This window comes from Denitromonas iodatirespirans, from assembly GCF_018524365.1.
Lineage (GTDB): Bacteria > Pseudomonadota > Gammaproteobacteria > Burkholderiales > Rhodocyclaceae > Nitrogeniibacter > Nitrogeniibacter iodatirespirans.
The window spans coordinates 186,832-199,886 of sequence record NZ_JAEKFT010000003.1 but is presented as its reverse complement, the minus strand read 5'-3'; the positions used below and the strand labels follow the sequence as shown (position 1 = coordinate 199,886).

Annotated in this window: 12 protein-coding genes and 1 pseudogene; 12 read left to right on the top strand and 1 reads right to left on the bottom strand. The window is 65.5% G+C overall.

Annotated elements, in window-relative coordinates:
* From I8J34_RS03860 to I8J34_RS03845, 4 genes are all read left to right on the top strand, one after another.
* On the top strand, positions 1–1,311 hold the full coding sequence (locus I8J34_RS03860) for a F510_1955 family glycosylhydrolase (protein ID WP_338140869.1): 1,311 nt from the start codon (positions 1–3) through the stop codon (positions 1,309–1,311).
* Complete coding sequence (locus tag I8J34_RS03855) at positions 1,308–1,892, top strand: DsbE family thiol:disulfide interchange protein (RefSeq protein ID WP_214360050.1); 585 nt, start codon at positions 1,308–1,310, stop codon at positions 1,890–1,892. The genes I8J34_RS03860 and I8J34_RS03855 overlap by 4 nt, the downstream gene beginning before the upstream one ends.
* 68 nt (positions 1,893–1,960) lie before the next feature.
* A complete protein-coding gene (locus tag I8J34_RS03850) occupies positions 1,961–3,478 on the top strand; it encodes a multicopper oxidase family protein (RefSeq protein WP_214360049.1) in 1,518 nt (505 codons plus the stop codon).
* Between the two features lie 75 nt (positions 3,479–3,553).
* The gene (locus I8J34_RS03845) at positions 3,554–3,988 is read left to right on the top strand and encodes a hypothetical protein (protein ID WP_214360048.1); all 435 of its coding nucleotides are present in this window, start codon (positions 3,554–3,556) and stop codon (positions 3,986–3,988) included.
* Positions 3,989–4,110: 122 nt separating this feature from the next.
* On the opposite strand, the gene I8J34_RS03840 is transcribed toward I8J34_RS03845, so the two are convergent.
* Positions 4,111–4,740: a transposase gene (locus I8J34_RS03840; protein ID WP_370661877.1), complete on the bottom strand. Its 630-nt coding sequence runs from the start codon at positions 4,738–4,740 to the stop codon at positions 4,111–4,113.
* Positions 4,741–5,117: 377 nt separating this feature from the next.
* On the opposite strand from I8J34_RS03840, the gene I8J34_RS03835 reads away from it, so the two are divergent.
* The 8 genes and pseudogenes from I8J34_RS03835 to I8J34_RS03800 all read left to right on the top strand — a co-directional run bounded on the left by I8J34_RS03835 (position 5,118) and on the right by I8J34_RS03800 (position 13,014).
* Positions 5,118–5,396, top strand: coding sequence for an EF-hand domain-containing protein (locus tag I8J34_RS03835; RefSeq protein WP_214360047.1), 279 nt, complete (start codon positions 5,118–5,120; stop codon positions 5,394–5,396).
* A 115-nt stretch (positions 5,397–5,511) separates the two neighbouring features.
* Positions 5,512–6,021, top strand: coding sequence for a TlpA family protein disulfide reductase (locus I8J34_RS03830; RefSeq protein ID WP_214360046.1), 510 nt, complete (start codon positions 5,512–5,514; stop codon positions 6,019–6,021).
* A 306-nt stretch (positions 6,022–6,327) separates the two neighbouring features.
* The gene (locus I8J34_RS03825; RefSeq protein WP_214360045.1) at positions 6,328–6,939 is read left to right on the top strand and encodes a sigma-70 family RNA polymerase sigma factor; all 612 of its coding nucleotides are present in this window, start codon (positions 6,328–6,330) and stop codon (positions 6,937–6,939) included.
* Positions 6,936–7,133 (top strand): zf-HC2 domain-containing protein, encoded by a 198-nt coding sequence (locus I8J34_RS03820; RefSeq protein ID WP_214360044.1) that lies wholly within the window; start codon positions 6,936–6,938, stop codon positions 7,131–7,133. Before I8J34_RS03825 ends, I8J34_RS03820 begins: the two co-directional genes overlap by 4 nt.
* A gap of 285 nt (positions 7,134–7,418) precedes the next feature.
* Entirely contained in the window at positions 7,419–7,994 is a 576-nt protein-coding gene (locus I8J34_RS03815; RefSeq protein ID WP_214360043.1) for a carboxymuconolactone decarboxylase family protein, read from the top strand.
* 795 nt (positions 7,995–8,789) lie between these two features.
* Positions 8,790–9,254: pseudogene (locus I8J34_RS03810) on the top strand (UbiD family decarboxylase domain-containing protein); the annotation flags it as partial.
* 125 nt (positions 9,255–9,379) lie between these two features.
* Entirely contained in the window at positions 9,380–11,653 is a 2,274-nt protein-coding gene (locus I8J34_RS03805; RefSeq protein WP_214360041.1) for a PAS domain-containing sensor histidine kinase, read from the top strand.
* Entirely contained in the window at positions 11,650–13,014 is a 1,365-nt protein-coding gene (locus I8J34_RS03800) for a sigma-54-dependent transcriptional regulator (RefSeq protein WP_214360040.1), read from the top strand. The genes I8J34_RS03805 and I8J34_RS03800 overlap by 4 nt, the downstream gene beginning before the upstream one ends.
* The last annotated feature ends 41 nt before the right edge of the window (positions 13,015–13,055 follow it).

The following is a 13,055-nucleotide window of genomic DNA, read 5'->3' as shown; positions in this document are numbered from 1 at the left end:
ATGGACGAACCAGCGGCCGCCCTCGACAGGCGTGCGGCGCTGGGGCGCCTGGGCGCGCTCGCCTGGCGCGAACCCGACGCACGCGGGGAAATGCCGGCGGCGCCGCACATCCACGAAGGTCACACCTGGAAGCATGCGGACGGGATGCTCTACCGGATCGTTCGCGACGGCTGGCGTGATCCGTTCAACAAGACCGAGCGGCTCACCATGCTGGCGTTCGGACAAATCCTGTCTCCGGCGGAAATCCGCGCCGTGGTCGACGACCTGAAGACCCTGTGGTCGGCCGCGCAGCGGCGCCTCCTTCTGACCAACGAGGGTGCCGTGCGGGAGAGGGTTTCCCGGCCGGCGCCCGTACCCGATTCCTCAACCAAATGGAGTTTACTCATGTTGCCAGAACGTTTTTCCTTCATCACCGGCCTGCTCGCCATGCTGCTCGTCCTCGGCAGTCCGGGCGCGGCGGCCGAAGTGACCCTCACCCACGTGCACGGCCTCGCCTGGAGCGCCGACGGCGCGCGCCTCTTCATCCCCAGTCACCACGGCCTGGCGGTCTATGAAAACGGGGCGTGGTCCAAGGCGCCGGGGCCGCAACACGATTACATGGGCTTCTCCGCCACCCGCGAACGCTTCTACAGCAGCGGCCATCCGGCGCCGAACTCGGGCCTGGTCAACCCCTTCGGCCTGATCCGCAGCGACGACGGCGGCAAGACGTGGAAGAAACTCGGTCTCGAAGGCGAGTCCGACTTCCACCTGCTCGCCACCGGCTACGCCAGCAACGCGGTGTATGTGTTCAACCACGGGCGCAACTCGCGCATGAAGACCGCCGGCCTGCACTACACGCTCAACGACGGTTTCACCTGGAAGCAGGCCGCCGGGCGTGGCATCGAAGGCGAACCCATGAGCCTCGCGGTGCATCCCGAGGACGCGAAGGTGGTGGCGGTCGGGACGCGCGACGCCCTCTTCCTGTCGGTAGACGCCGGCGAAAACTTCCGCCACGTGGCCTCTGGGCAGGCCCTGGCGGTGTCCTTCGACCTCGATGGCACCCATCTGTGGCACGCCGGTCATGACGGCACACCGACGCTCACGCGGGTGGACTGGAAGAGCGGCCGGGCGAGTGCCGTGAGCCTGCCGCCGCTCGCTGGCGATGCGGTGGCGTACATCGCCCAGAACCCAGCCCGGCGCGGCGAGTACGCCATCGCCACCTTCAAGCGCAGCGCCTTCCTGAGCCGCGACGGCGGCAAGCGCTGGGAGGCGATCGCACGCGAGGGAAAAGGCCTGGATCGCCGCGAAGGCGCGGCGGCGAAGCGGCGATGAGCGCCGATACACGCGACCATGGCGGACACCCGGCGCCGAGCCGGTGGCGCGCGCTATTGCCCCTTGCCGTCTTCCTCGCCCTGGTCGTGGCGCTCGCCGTCGGCCTGACGCTGAATCCGCGCGAAGTGCCTTCGCCGCTCATCGGCCAGCCGGTGCCGGCGTTCGACCTGCCGCCGGTCAAGGGCCGGACGCTCGGGCTGTCGAGCGCGGTCCTCGGCAAGGGCGAGGTGTCGCTGGTCAACGTCTTCGCTTCATGGTGCGTCGCCTGCCGCGAAGAGCATTCCGTGCTCATGGACCTAAAGGCCCGCGGGCTGGTCCCCATCCACGGGCTCAACTACAAGGACCAGCCCGACGACGCCGCGCGCTGGCTGGCCGAATGGGGCGATCCGTATACCCGCACCGGCGCGGATGTGGACGGTCGCGTGGGCATCGACTGGGGCGTGTATGGCGTGCCCGAGACGTTTGTCATCGGCCCCGACGGGCGCATCGCCTACAAGCACATCGGGCCGATCACGCCCGAGTTCGTCAGCGAGCAGCTGATTCCGATGATCGAGCGCCTGCGGAGATCGGGCAAGCCCTGAGCCCAGGCCGATTCCACGGCCACAGGCGCCACCGGCAAGGAGAAACGACGATGTGGACACGACGAAACATGTTGCAGGCGCTGGCCGCCGGGGCGGGGCTTGCCGCCGCGCCGTGGCCCCTGCGCACGGCGCGGGCGGCCACGGCACCCGATCTCGTCCTGCGGCTGACCGCCGCGCCCGACACGGTGCGCATCCGGCCGGGCGGCGAGACGGCGGTGCTGCGCTACACCGGCCAGGTGCTGCGCGGTCGAGCCGACGCGCTCAGGCCGTCCGCTTCCTACCTCGGGCCGACGCTGGAACTCAGGCGCGGCGAGCGGGTGCGGATCGAATTCCGCAATCGTCTAGCCGACCCATCCATCATCCACTGGCACGGCATGATCGTGCCCGAGGCGGCCGATGGTCATCCGCGCTTCGCCGTCGGGCCCGGCGGCGAATACGTCTACGAGTTCACGGTGACGAACCCCGCTGGCACCTACCTCTATCACCCGCATCCGCACGGCCTCACCGGCGCCCAGGTCTATCGCGGCCTCGCGGGGCTCCTGATTGTGCGCGAGGCGCAGGAGCGCGCCTGGGGTCTGCCGGGGCCGGAGCATGAGCTCTCCCTCGTCATCCAGGACCGGCGCCTCGCCGGCGACAACCGCCTGGAGTTCAAACGGATGATGATGGACGACATGAACGGCGTCCTGGGCGACACCGTGCTCGTCAATGGCGTGGCGGCCGCGGCGTTCCGGGTCGCGCCGCGGCCGTGGCGGCTGCGCCTGGTCAACGCGTCGAACGCGCGCATCTACAAGCTCGCCTGGTCCGATGACCGGCCCATGCGGGTCATCGCCAGCGGCAACGGCCTGCTCTCGGCCGCCGAAGGCATCCAGACGCGGCCCTACGTCGTGCTCGCGCCCTTCGAGCGCATCGAGCTGCTGGAAGATTTCGGCACGCGCCGCCCCGGCAGCGAGGTGGCGCTGGTGAGCCGCGAGTTCGCCAGCCTGGGCATGATGGGCGGGATGATGGGCGGCGGAATGATGGGCCGCGGCATGGAGGACATGATGCGCGGCATGATGGGGCCCGGCCAGGGGGAAGCGCTGCCGGTCGCGCGTTTCGACGTGGGCACGCAGGCTCGCACTGCCGGCGAGGAGTTGCGGCTGCCGCCCGCGCCCCGGTCGCCGCGGGAAGGGCACGAGCTCCACACCCGGCTCGCCTTTCGCCACATGCGGGGCTTTCTCGACGGCCGCCGCTTCAAGATGGAAGCGGTCGCCGACGACGAGCGCCTGCCCCTCGACGAGGGCACGGTGTGGACCTTCGCCAATGACGGCGGCCCGATGGCGATGGCCCATCCGATGCACATCCACGGCGTGCGCTTCCGCGTCCTGGAACGCAGCACAGGCGATGCGCCCGCCGACCTGCGCGAGGGGCTGGTCGACGCCGGCTTCAAGGACACCTTCCTGATCTTTCCCGGCGAGCGCGTGCGCCTGCTGGTGGCGCCCACCGAACCCGGGCTCTTCATGTACCACTGCCACAACCTCGAGCACGAAGACGGCGGCATGATGCGCAATTGCCGCTTCGAAGCGCGCTCGCCGGCGGGCCGGACATGAGCCCGGCGCGAACATGGGGCACGGTTTGCGCGCCCGCCCTGCGCGTGCTCGGTGCCTGGCTGCTGGTTTCCCCTCGTGCTCCACCTCGCCTGGGAGATTGCCCAGTTGCCCCTGTACACGCTGTGGCGCGAGGAGACGCCGGCGTACATCGCGTGGGCGGTGATCCACTGCACCGCGGGCGACGGCCTGATCGCGCTGGGCACCTACGCGGCCGCGAGCGCCGCGGTGCGTTCCATCGCTTGGCCCTGGGAATCGCCGGGCAGTGGCCTGGCCGTTCTGTGGGCGAGCGGACTCGGCTGGACCGCTTTCAGTGAGTGGCGTCACGTCCAAAATCTCGGCTCATGGGCCTACGCCGAGTCAATGCCGACGCTGGCCGGCATCGGTCTCGCACCGCTGGCGCAATGGGTGATCGTGCCGGGACTGGCGTTGTGGTGCCTGCGCGAATGGCATCCGGTGCGCGCGCCGGCGGACTCAATGCCACCAACCGGCGACGAGAACCGGCGACATTAGCAGGGTCGTGAGAAACTCACGATTCCTTTCGGAATTACCCTCCCGCTCGCCTTTCCCGGCACCCGAAGCACGCCGTTGCCCGTGTTGCCGGGCGTTTTCACCCCGTTTCCCTGTCGTTGGGCTCACGACAGGCGGTTTGTCCCTGCACGGCCTTCGGCCACATCAGATTGAGCCGGCGCGTAAGGTTGTAGGCAGCAAAGGTAATCACTGCCTCCCCCGAGAGTTTCGCCAATCCTTTGTAGCGGGTCTTGCGCAGGCCACCGATGGCCTTGATTCAGCCGAAGGCCTCCTCGATCATTTTTCTGCGCTGCAAACTCTGCTGCGCTTCTCGCTTTTGAAGTCGACTTCCGGATTGCGCCCGGGCGGCCGGTCCGGGCCGCCGCCGTCCTTGCGCACGAAGCTTTTGTGGCTCGCCCACGCCTCGATCGTCGAACCTTCGACGCTGAGTGTTCGTCGGAGATGAAGCCTTGCCTCTCAGCCAACCGCAGCACGCGCAGGAAGAACTCGCGGGCCATCTCGGTACAGAGCCACTGGTCGCGGTTGATGCTGAACACGGTTCGGTCCCACACCAGCGCCTCAATCCCGAGGCCGATGAACCAGCGAAACAGCAGGTTGTAGTCGAGTTCCTCAATCAGCAGTCGTTTGCTGCGAACCGTGAAGAGGGTTTGCAGCAGCAAGGCCCAAAGCAAGTGCTCCGGCGGGATCGACGGGCGGCCCGTGTGCGAGTAGACCTTGTCGAACTGCTCGCTCATGTTCGCCAGAATCATGACGACAAGTTGGCGCAGTCAACGTTGCGGATGGTCGTGCGGCACTCGCTCTTCGAGGCTGACATAGCTAAACATCGACGCTTAGGGATCTTCTTGGCCGCGCATGGTTCGGGAGGAAAAGTAGGTGCCGGAAATCGGCACTCCTGCCAGCCGATGGCGAGGGGTCGCAAGCGGCAATGCGGTCGATTCCGTCCACGTCAGCCCCTGCGACAGAGCCCTGTAAGAAATCGAGCAGACCAGGCGACAAAGCAGTGTCGATGCGGTCTCGAAGACATATCACCTTGACCGTGGCGACATCGGAGTGGCCGGGCGCCCGAACCCTTGCCCCAGCCCGTTTAACAAGTTGCTTTACGGAGGCGATCATGAACATGACAAAAAATTCCACCATGGTGGTGTTGGCGATGCTGCTGGGCGCTGGTTTGGTTGCAAGCCCGGCACATGCGGAACTGCCCAAGCAGTCACGCAACGTGGCGGTGATGGACACCAACAAGGATGGCAAGATCGACAGGGGCGAGTACCTTGGTTACATGGGTGCGCAGTTTGACAAGCGCGCAGGAACCAAGGGGTACTGCACGTTCGAGGAAGTCTCGGAAGGGGCAAAGAACTTCTGGGAGCAGTTAGTCGGCAAACCCGGACCGTGACACCGCATCAATGCGGGTCGAATCCGTGCGGCTCGGAGTCTTGCAAAATTGCAGGGTTCCGGCCGATTGAAAGAGGGGGCGATCGATGCATTGATCGCCCCGCTTCGGGAGCTGAATGATGTCGCGCAGAACGTGGAATTTGATGATCCTTGCGCTTGCCGCGCTCGTCCTCGGTGCTTTGCTGCTGGCATCGCCAGCGCGTGCCCAGCACAGACCCGTCATCGATCTTCCAGAAACGCAGCTTATTGACGGACGCATGCTCGATCCGGCGCATTTCAAGGGCAAAGCCGTGCTGGTGCTGATGTGGGCGACCTGGTGTCCGAATTGCCTGGCCAGCCTGCCCCATCATGCGCGCTTGTACGATGCGTACCGCGACAAGGGCTTCGAGTTACTTGCGCTGTCGGTCGATAAGGATGCGGCCGATGTGCGGGACTTCCTGGCGTCCAATCCCTATGGTTTTCCGGTGGCGATGAGAACAGCGGCGCACCGTGCGGTGCTGGGGTCGATCATCGGCACGCCGACCTTGATCCTTCTGGCTCGGGACGGTCGAGTGGTATGGCGCCAAGTCGGTGAGGTCAGTTACGACGAGATCGATATGCAGTTGCGGTCCGTTCTCGAGCAGTGAGTCGTCCGGTGGCTGCGGAGACCTGTTGCGCTGATTTGGTCAGTTTTAGCTCGTGAAGTCGAAACCGGCTGATATCGTTGTAAGAACGTCCTCCCTAACCCGACCAAGCTAGTGCGAGGCACAGAAGAGCCACCGCGCTGCAGGTCGAAGGGGTTGTTTGGCTGCACATGCACCTAAAGACGGATGTATTCAAAGATCACGCACTCGAGATCCGCGCTATCTGCCGACTGCGCCGATGACGGCGCTCGCGGCCAGCCCCGGCGGCATGCGGATCAACATGCAGGGAACACTCGACGGGAGTGAAGAATGAGCAATGCCAGCGCACAGGCCGCAAGCCCGCCCTGGGATGAAGCGTCGATCACCGAGATCAGGCGCGACATGATGCGTTTTGCGCGCATGCGGTTGCGCGATAGCGGCGCCGCTGAGGATATGGTGCAGGAGGCGCTGATGGCAGCGATGAAGAGCGCCAAAGGCTTCGCCGGGCGGTCGACCTTCAAGACCTGGATATTCGCGATCCTGCGCAACAAAATCATCGACCACATTCGCACGTCGGCGCGCGAAATCAGCGGTTCGGATCTGGTCGGACGTGCAGGCGGCGACGCCGAACTGGCGGATTTTGACGTGCTGTTCGACCAGCGCGGCTTCTGGAACTCCGACGATCGCCCTGAGACCTGGGCGGACCCGGAGGCCTCCTTCGAGCAGGACGCCTTCTGGACGGTGTTCGACACTTGCATGAACAACCTGCCCGAGCACATCGCCCGCGTCTATACGATGCGCGAGCTTCTGGAACTCGACACCGCCGAGATCTGTGCGGAGTTGGGCATCACCAACAACAACTGCTTCGTGATCTTGCACCGCGCGCGGCTCGGGCTGCGCGAGTGTCTGGAGAACCGCTGGTTCCAGGGAGAGGTCCGATGAAAATGATGAACTGCAGGGACGCGGCCCAACTCATGTCCGAACGCTACGAGCGCACACTCAGCCTTCGCGAACGGCTGTCGCTGCGGGTGCATACGGCGATGTGCGACGGCTGCTCCAATTATGGCAAGCATCTGGACGTGTTGCGCCAGGCCACCGCGCGGCTGCGCGAGGGAAAGACGGGCGGCGACCATTGAGTTGGACGGCTCAGGAAGGGCTCGTACCCGGTCGCCTCGGAAACAGGCTCGGGCGCATGCTCAGTCGACATGATCCATGTTCACGGCGGCGCCCAGCCCACCCAGCATGTGCCTCACCACGGCCTGTTCACCCCGCGCGATTTCGATGTGTCGCCGTATCTCGAGATTGTGAAGCCAGCCTGGCGAGCGGGTCCGAATACCACAGCTTGTACTGGGGCGAAGCACGAGACGTCGCCGAGTCATTCAACCCGGAGCCGTGGCTCCGTTCAACCCAAGGAGAGAACAATGCTTGCCGAATACAAAATCACCTTGCTGCCGCAGACACTTGAGACTGCCGATGCACGCGCACGGGCAGTGCTGGAAAAGGCCAACAAGCAGGTGGGTTTCATCCCCAACATGTACGCCAACATGGTTCACTCGCCCGCAGTGCTCAATACCTACCTCGATGGCTACGCGGCGTTTCGCGAGGACTCGGGCTTCACGCCGATGGAGCAGGAGGTGGTCTTTCTGGTAATCTCGCGCGAGAACGGCTGCGAATACTGCGTCTCGGCGCACAGCTTTCTTGCCGACAACGCCTCGAGAGTGCCAAAGGAGATCACCGACGCAATCCGCAACGACCAGCCCCTTGCCGACGCAAAGTTGCAGGCCCTGGCCGATCTCACGCGCACGATGGTCAATAGTCGCGGCCTGCCCGGGCGGGCGCAGGTGGAGCGCTTCCTGTCGGTAGGCTACAGCGAACGTCAGATACTGGAGATTGTGCTCGCGATCGCGGTAAAAACGCTCAGCAACTACTCCAACCACCTTTTTCACACCGAGCTCGATGACATGTTCGCGGCTCGAAAATGGTCGGATGTGCGCTGACCCGCTACGATTGTGAGGCTCGGATGACGACACCCGTGAGTGCGCATGCGCGACGGGAGAGCTACTCCAGCAGGTGCGAATCGCGGCTGAGCGTCCGGTTGTCAGCCGCGTTCCATCCTTACAAGAATTGCAGGGTAATCGCTCGAACCAGCTATCTCCCGAGGCCGAATAGCTGTTCGCGGTAATGGTCGAATCTTGCAGCGATAAGTCGGCGGACGTTGATGCCGCCCTTGCACCAGTGAAGGCGATTCTCGACGGCCAGTGAAGCAGATGGCCTGTGCCGGGCGCTGCGCGTCGGGCGGCAAGCTGGTGATGTAGTAACGCTGATCGCGGATGGTCTTGCCCTTGATCGCGCGCTCGGAGTCGATCACTTCGACAGTGCTCAGATCGGGCCTCTGCGAGGCGCTGAGCAGGCAGTCGAATAGATCGAAGGCAGAGCAGCGGCGATGCTCGATGCGGCCCAGATCCTTCCCGATCTGCTCGTGGCCCCTTTCCACAGGCGGACGAAGCGCTGATCGGTGCGCAGCTCCCAATCGCCAAGCGCTGCGAATTGCGTACCTTTGCCGTGATGCCAAAGCGCTGGGTGGTCGAGCGCTCGTGTGCTTGGATCGACAAATGCCACCGGCTATGGAAGAACTGGGAGCGCAAGCTCGTCATTCTTCCTTTTTTTCTGCCTGGAAGATCGTGAATAGTCTATAAGGTGCCGGGGCGGGCCGTCCGGCGGGCACGCGCACCACGCGTAGGTACTGCGTCGGGCGCCTATAATCTGCCTCAGCCTTCAACCGAGAAGACCTCATGTGGTATCAGGATCTGCGCGATTTCATCGACCAATTCGAAGTGCGCGGCAAACTCAAGCGGATCACCGTGCCGGTCGATACGAATCTGGAGACCGAGATCGCCGACCACGTGCTGCGTGCCGACGGACCGGCACTGATATTCGAAAAGCTGATCAGCTGCGGCGTGCCGCAAGCCATGGCGGTGCTGGCCGACCTGTTCGGCACGCCCGAGCGCGTCGCGCAGAGCATGGGCGATGACTGGAAGAAGCTGCCAATGTTCTTCCAGGTGCTCAATATCTCGCCCTGGGAGGTGCGTGCGGCGCCCTTTCCGGTGGCGGTGGTGGTCGACTGCGACCCGGCCGCGATCCTCGGCACCGTCATGCCGGCGTTGGATACACGGTCCGACTACCAGCTTGCCGGTCTGTTGCGCGGCGGCAACACCGAGTGGGTCAAATGCAACGGCTCCGATCCGCGAGTCGAGGCTCGATGCCCCCAACAAGTAGCCCGGCGAGACGCATCGCGAATGGGATTGGCCGACCGTCATGCACGCGGCAGTCAAGGCACGGATCGACGCACCGTGAGATCAGCTTGGACTGTAGTGTGATCCACATGCCGACCTGGCCCCGCCTCGGTGGCCTCACCCGCCGCATCTACCTCGCCTTTCTGGTGGCGGCGGTGCTGCCGACGGCAGTGGCCGGCATCATCGGGGTGTATTTTTCGGTCGATGCGTTGCGCGGCGAGACCCTGGCCGGGCTCAAGCAGGAGGTCAGCCTGCGTGGCGAGGGCATCGACAGCTTCCTGCAGCAGATCTCGGCGCAGTTGCTGGCGTTGTCGTCGGCGCCCGAGCTCGACGCCTTTCGCGATGCCATTGGGTCAGACAACGAAACGAGCGCACGGGCGAGCACCGAGGTGGCGCTGGCGCGGCTGTCGGGTATCTACCAGTATCTCTATCAGATCCGCTACCTCAGCGCCGAGGGGCAGGAGCAGGTGCGGGTCGACCGGATCGATGGCCAGGTGCGCGTGACCCCGCCCGACCGCCTGCAGGACAAATCCGACCGCTACTATGTGCGCGACGCGCTGACCACGCCGCCCGGTCGCATCTACATCTCGCCGCTGGACCTGAACGTCGAGTTTGGCCACACCGAGACGCCCGAGCGCCCGGTGATCCGGCTCGGCACCGTGGTGCCCGGCACGGCCACGCGGGCGCCCGGGCTGTTGATCGTCAACCTGCACGCCGACGTGCTGCTCGGCCAGATACAGCAGATGGCCGACGCCCGCCGCGGCACCGCCTTCCTGTTCGACCGCGCCGGACATTACCTGGCGCGCGCGGCGGGTGAAGCGAGCCAGGGCATGCGCATGCGTCCGGTGGCGGACCTCGCGGCACAGTTCGACGCAGCGCTGGTCGAGCGAATGCTCGCCGCACAGCGGATCACCACGCTGGCCGCGGGCGAGTGGATTCTGGCCGTGGCGCCGGTCGGGGCGGCCGGCGATGCCAGCCAGTGGGCGGTGGCACTGGCCTTTCCCGAACGCAGCCTGTTCGAGCGGGTACTCAATCTTTACCTGCTGTACGCCGTCCTGCTGCTCGCGCTGGCGGTGACCGCGATCGGCGGTTTTGTGATCTCACGCCGCCTGCTCGGGCCGATGGACGCGCTGTCGCAAGAGACCGAGGCCATCGCTGCGGGCGACTTCAGCCGACGCGTGACCATCCCCGGAAACGACGAAATCTCCGCCCTCGGCGCGCGCTTTAATGCCATGGCTGCCCGGTTGCAGAGGCTGTACGACTCACTCGAACGCCAGCGCGACGGGTTGGAGCGGGAGGTTAAGGCGCGTACCCGCGATCTGGAGCAGGAGCGCGCCTTCCTGGCGACGCTGATCCAGCATCTGGGCGATGGCGTGCTGGCGGTAGACCGGTCCGGGCGACTGCGCCTGGCCAATGCGCAGGCCGTGAAGTTGCTGCGCGTCGATGCGCCACGGGCGGCCGAACACCCGGCGTTTGCCGATGTCTGGCCGCCCTGGACTGCGCTGGCGGCGCGTGCGACCGAGGCGCTGGAAGCGGGCCGCGGATGGCGCGAAGATGTCGTCGCGCCGGGCCAGGTGCTGGCGATGACTGTCACCGCCTACGCCGAAGGTGTGCTGTTGGTGGTGCGCGATGTCAGCGTTGAGCGGCAGCTCGCCGACGAGCGCCGCGAACTCGACCGGCACATGTTCCAGATGGAAAAGCTGATCTCCTTCGGCGAGCTGTCGATGGGCCTGGCCCATGAAATCGGTAATCCCTTGGCGGGCATGAAGGCCGTCGCCCAGGCCCTGCTGTATGAAGAAGACCTGCCGACCGGTGTGCCCGAAGCACTGAGCCGGCTGGAGGCCGAGATCGACCGCCTCGCCGGCTTCCTGAAGAGCTTTCGCGGTTTCGCGGCCGCGCCAGTGCCGGTGACGCGTGCCTGCGCGCTGGCCGAGGTGGTCGAGGACGTGTGTTTCTGGGTGCGCAAGGAGGCACGTAGCGCTGGCGTGCGCGTCGAATGGCTGGGGCTCGACACTGCGCCGCCGGTGCAGGCCGACCCGCAGCAGCTCAAGCAACTGCTGCTCAACCTGTTCATCAACGCCTTGCACGCCATGCCCGAGGGCGGCACATTGCGCATCACGGCCGACGACGTGGCCGACGGCATGCTGCATTTCCATGTCAGCGATACCGGCGTCGGCATGCCGTCGGAGATCGTCAACCAGGTGTTCGAACCCTTCTTCACTACCCGGGAGACCGGCACCGGCCTCGGCCTGTCCATCGTGCGCAAGATCACGCAGGTGCACGGTGCCCTCGTCCATATCGACAGCGCGCCGGGGCACGGCACCACCTTCCATCTGACCTGGCCCCTGTCGGAGACGCCATGAACGCATCCATCTTGATGATTGAGGACGACACCACCATCCGGGTGACGGTGGGCAGCTTCCTGGCGCGCAGGGGCTATCACGTGTACGAGGCCGAAAACGGCGCGGCCGGCGTCGACATCGCCCGCCACCGGCGGGTCGACCTGGTGCTGCTCGACCTGCGCCTGCCCGACATGGGCGGCCTCGACGTGCTCGCCGCACTCAATGAGATGGGGTGTGACGCGCCGGTCATCATCATTACCGCCTTCCCCGAACTGCAGACCGCCATCGGCGCGCTGCGCGCTGGCGCCTACGACTACATCCACAAGCCCTTCGATCTCGAAGACCTGCGCCAGTCGCTCGGCCGGGCGCTCGAAACCCGCCGGCTGCGCCACGAGGTCGAGTGGCGACGGGTGCGCAGCAACACCTGCCGGCCCGACGGCTTGATCGGCCAGAGCGCGGCCTTTCGCGAATGCCTGTCGGTCACCGAGCGTATCGCCAGCGCCGGTCGGGTGCCGGTGCTCATCCGCGGCGAGTCGGGGACCGGCAAGGAGCGTGTGGCGCAAACCATCCACTGCCGGTCAGACCGCGCCAACGGCGCCTGGATCGACCTGAACTGCTCGGCGCTGCCCGAAGGCCTGCTCGAAGCGGAATTATTCGGCTACGAAAAAGGGGCGTTCACCGACGCCAAGCAGATGAAGCGCGGTCTGCTTGAGCTGGCCGACGGCGGCACGCTGTTTCTCGACGAGATCGGCGACCTCTCCGCCGCCTTGCAGCCCAAGTTGTTGCGGGTGCTTGAAACCCAGGCCTTCCGGCGCCTCGGAGGTCACCGCGAAATCCAGGTCGACGTGCGCTTCGTCTCGGCCACCAACCGCGACCTCGCCGCCATGGTCGCCGCGGGCAGCTTCCGCGAAGATCTCTACTACCGGCTCAACGTCGGCACCATCGATGTCCCGCCGCTGCGCCACCGGCCCGACGACATCCTGCCGCTGGTCGAGCATTTTCTGACCGAGATCGCACCGGTCGTGCAGCGACGCATTGCCCGTATTGACCCGCAGGCCGCGCATTGCCTGACCGCCTACGCCTGGCCCGGCAATGTGCGTGAGTTGCGCAACGTGGTCGAGCGCGCGGCGATCCTGTGTGCCAGCGACACCCTGACGCTGGATGCCCTTCCGGCCGAGCTGCGACATGGCGCGGCCAGTGACGAGCCCGCGGCCAAGGGCTCGCCCATGCGCGCACTGTCCGAGGTCGAGCGCGATCACATACTGTTCGTGATGGCCGAGGTTGAGGGCAACAAGACCCACGCCGCCGAGGTGCTCGGCATCACCCGGCTGACGCTGCGCACCAAGCTGCGGGCCTACGGGCTGGAAAGCGCAGACGGTTAATTTTTAACCGGTCATAAATCTTGCGTCCGATCAAATTTTAA

Bases quoted from the DNA above. Each gene is read 5' to 3' on its own strand.
- I8J34_RS03860 (WP_338140869.1), top strand. From the start codon at position 1: ATGGACGAACCAGCGGCCGCCCTCGACAGGCGTGCGGCGCTGGGGCGC.
- I8J34_RS03855 (WP_214360050.1), top strand. From the start codon at position 1,308: ATGAGCGCCGATACACGCGACCATGGCGGACACCCGGCGCCGAGCCGG.
- I8J34_RS03850 (WP_214360049.1), top strand. From the start codon at position 1,961: ATGTTGCAGGCGCTGGCCGCCGGGGCGGGGCTTGCCGCCGCGCCGTGG.
- I8J34_RS03840 (WP_370661877.1), bottom strand. From the start codon at position 4,740: ATGAGCGAGCAGTTCGACAAGGTCTACTCGCACACGGGCCGCCCGTCG.
- I8J34_RS03835 (WP_214360047.1), top strand. From the start codon at position 5,118: ATGAACATGACAAAAAATTCCACCATGGTGGTGTTGGCGATGCTGCTG.
- I8J34_RS03830 (WP_214360046.1), top strand. From the start codon at position 5,512: ATGATGTCGCGCAGAACGTGGAATTTGATGATCCTTGCGCTTGCCGCG.
- I8J34_RS03825 (WP_214360045.1), top strand. From the start codon at position 6,328: ATGAGCAATGCCAGCGCACAGGCCGCAAGCCCGCCCTGGGATGAAGCG.
- I8J34_RS03820 (WP_214360044.1), top strand. From the start codon at position 6,936: ATGAAAATGATGAACTGCAGGGACGCGGCCCAACTCATGTCCGAACGC.
- I8J34_RS03815 (WP_214360043.1), top strand. From the start codon at position 7,419: ATGCTTGCCGAATACAAAATCACCTTGCTGCCGCAGACACTTGAGACT.
- I8J34_RS03805 (WP_214360041.1), top strand. From the start codon at position 9,380: ATGCCGACCTGGCCCCGCCTCGGTGGCCTCACCCGCCGCATCTACCTC.
- I8J34_RS03800 (WP_214360040.1), top strand. From the start codon at position 11,650: ATGAACGCATCCATCTTGATGATTGAGGACGACACCACCATCCGGGTG.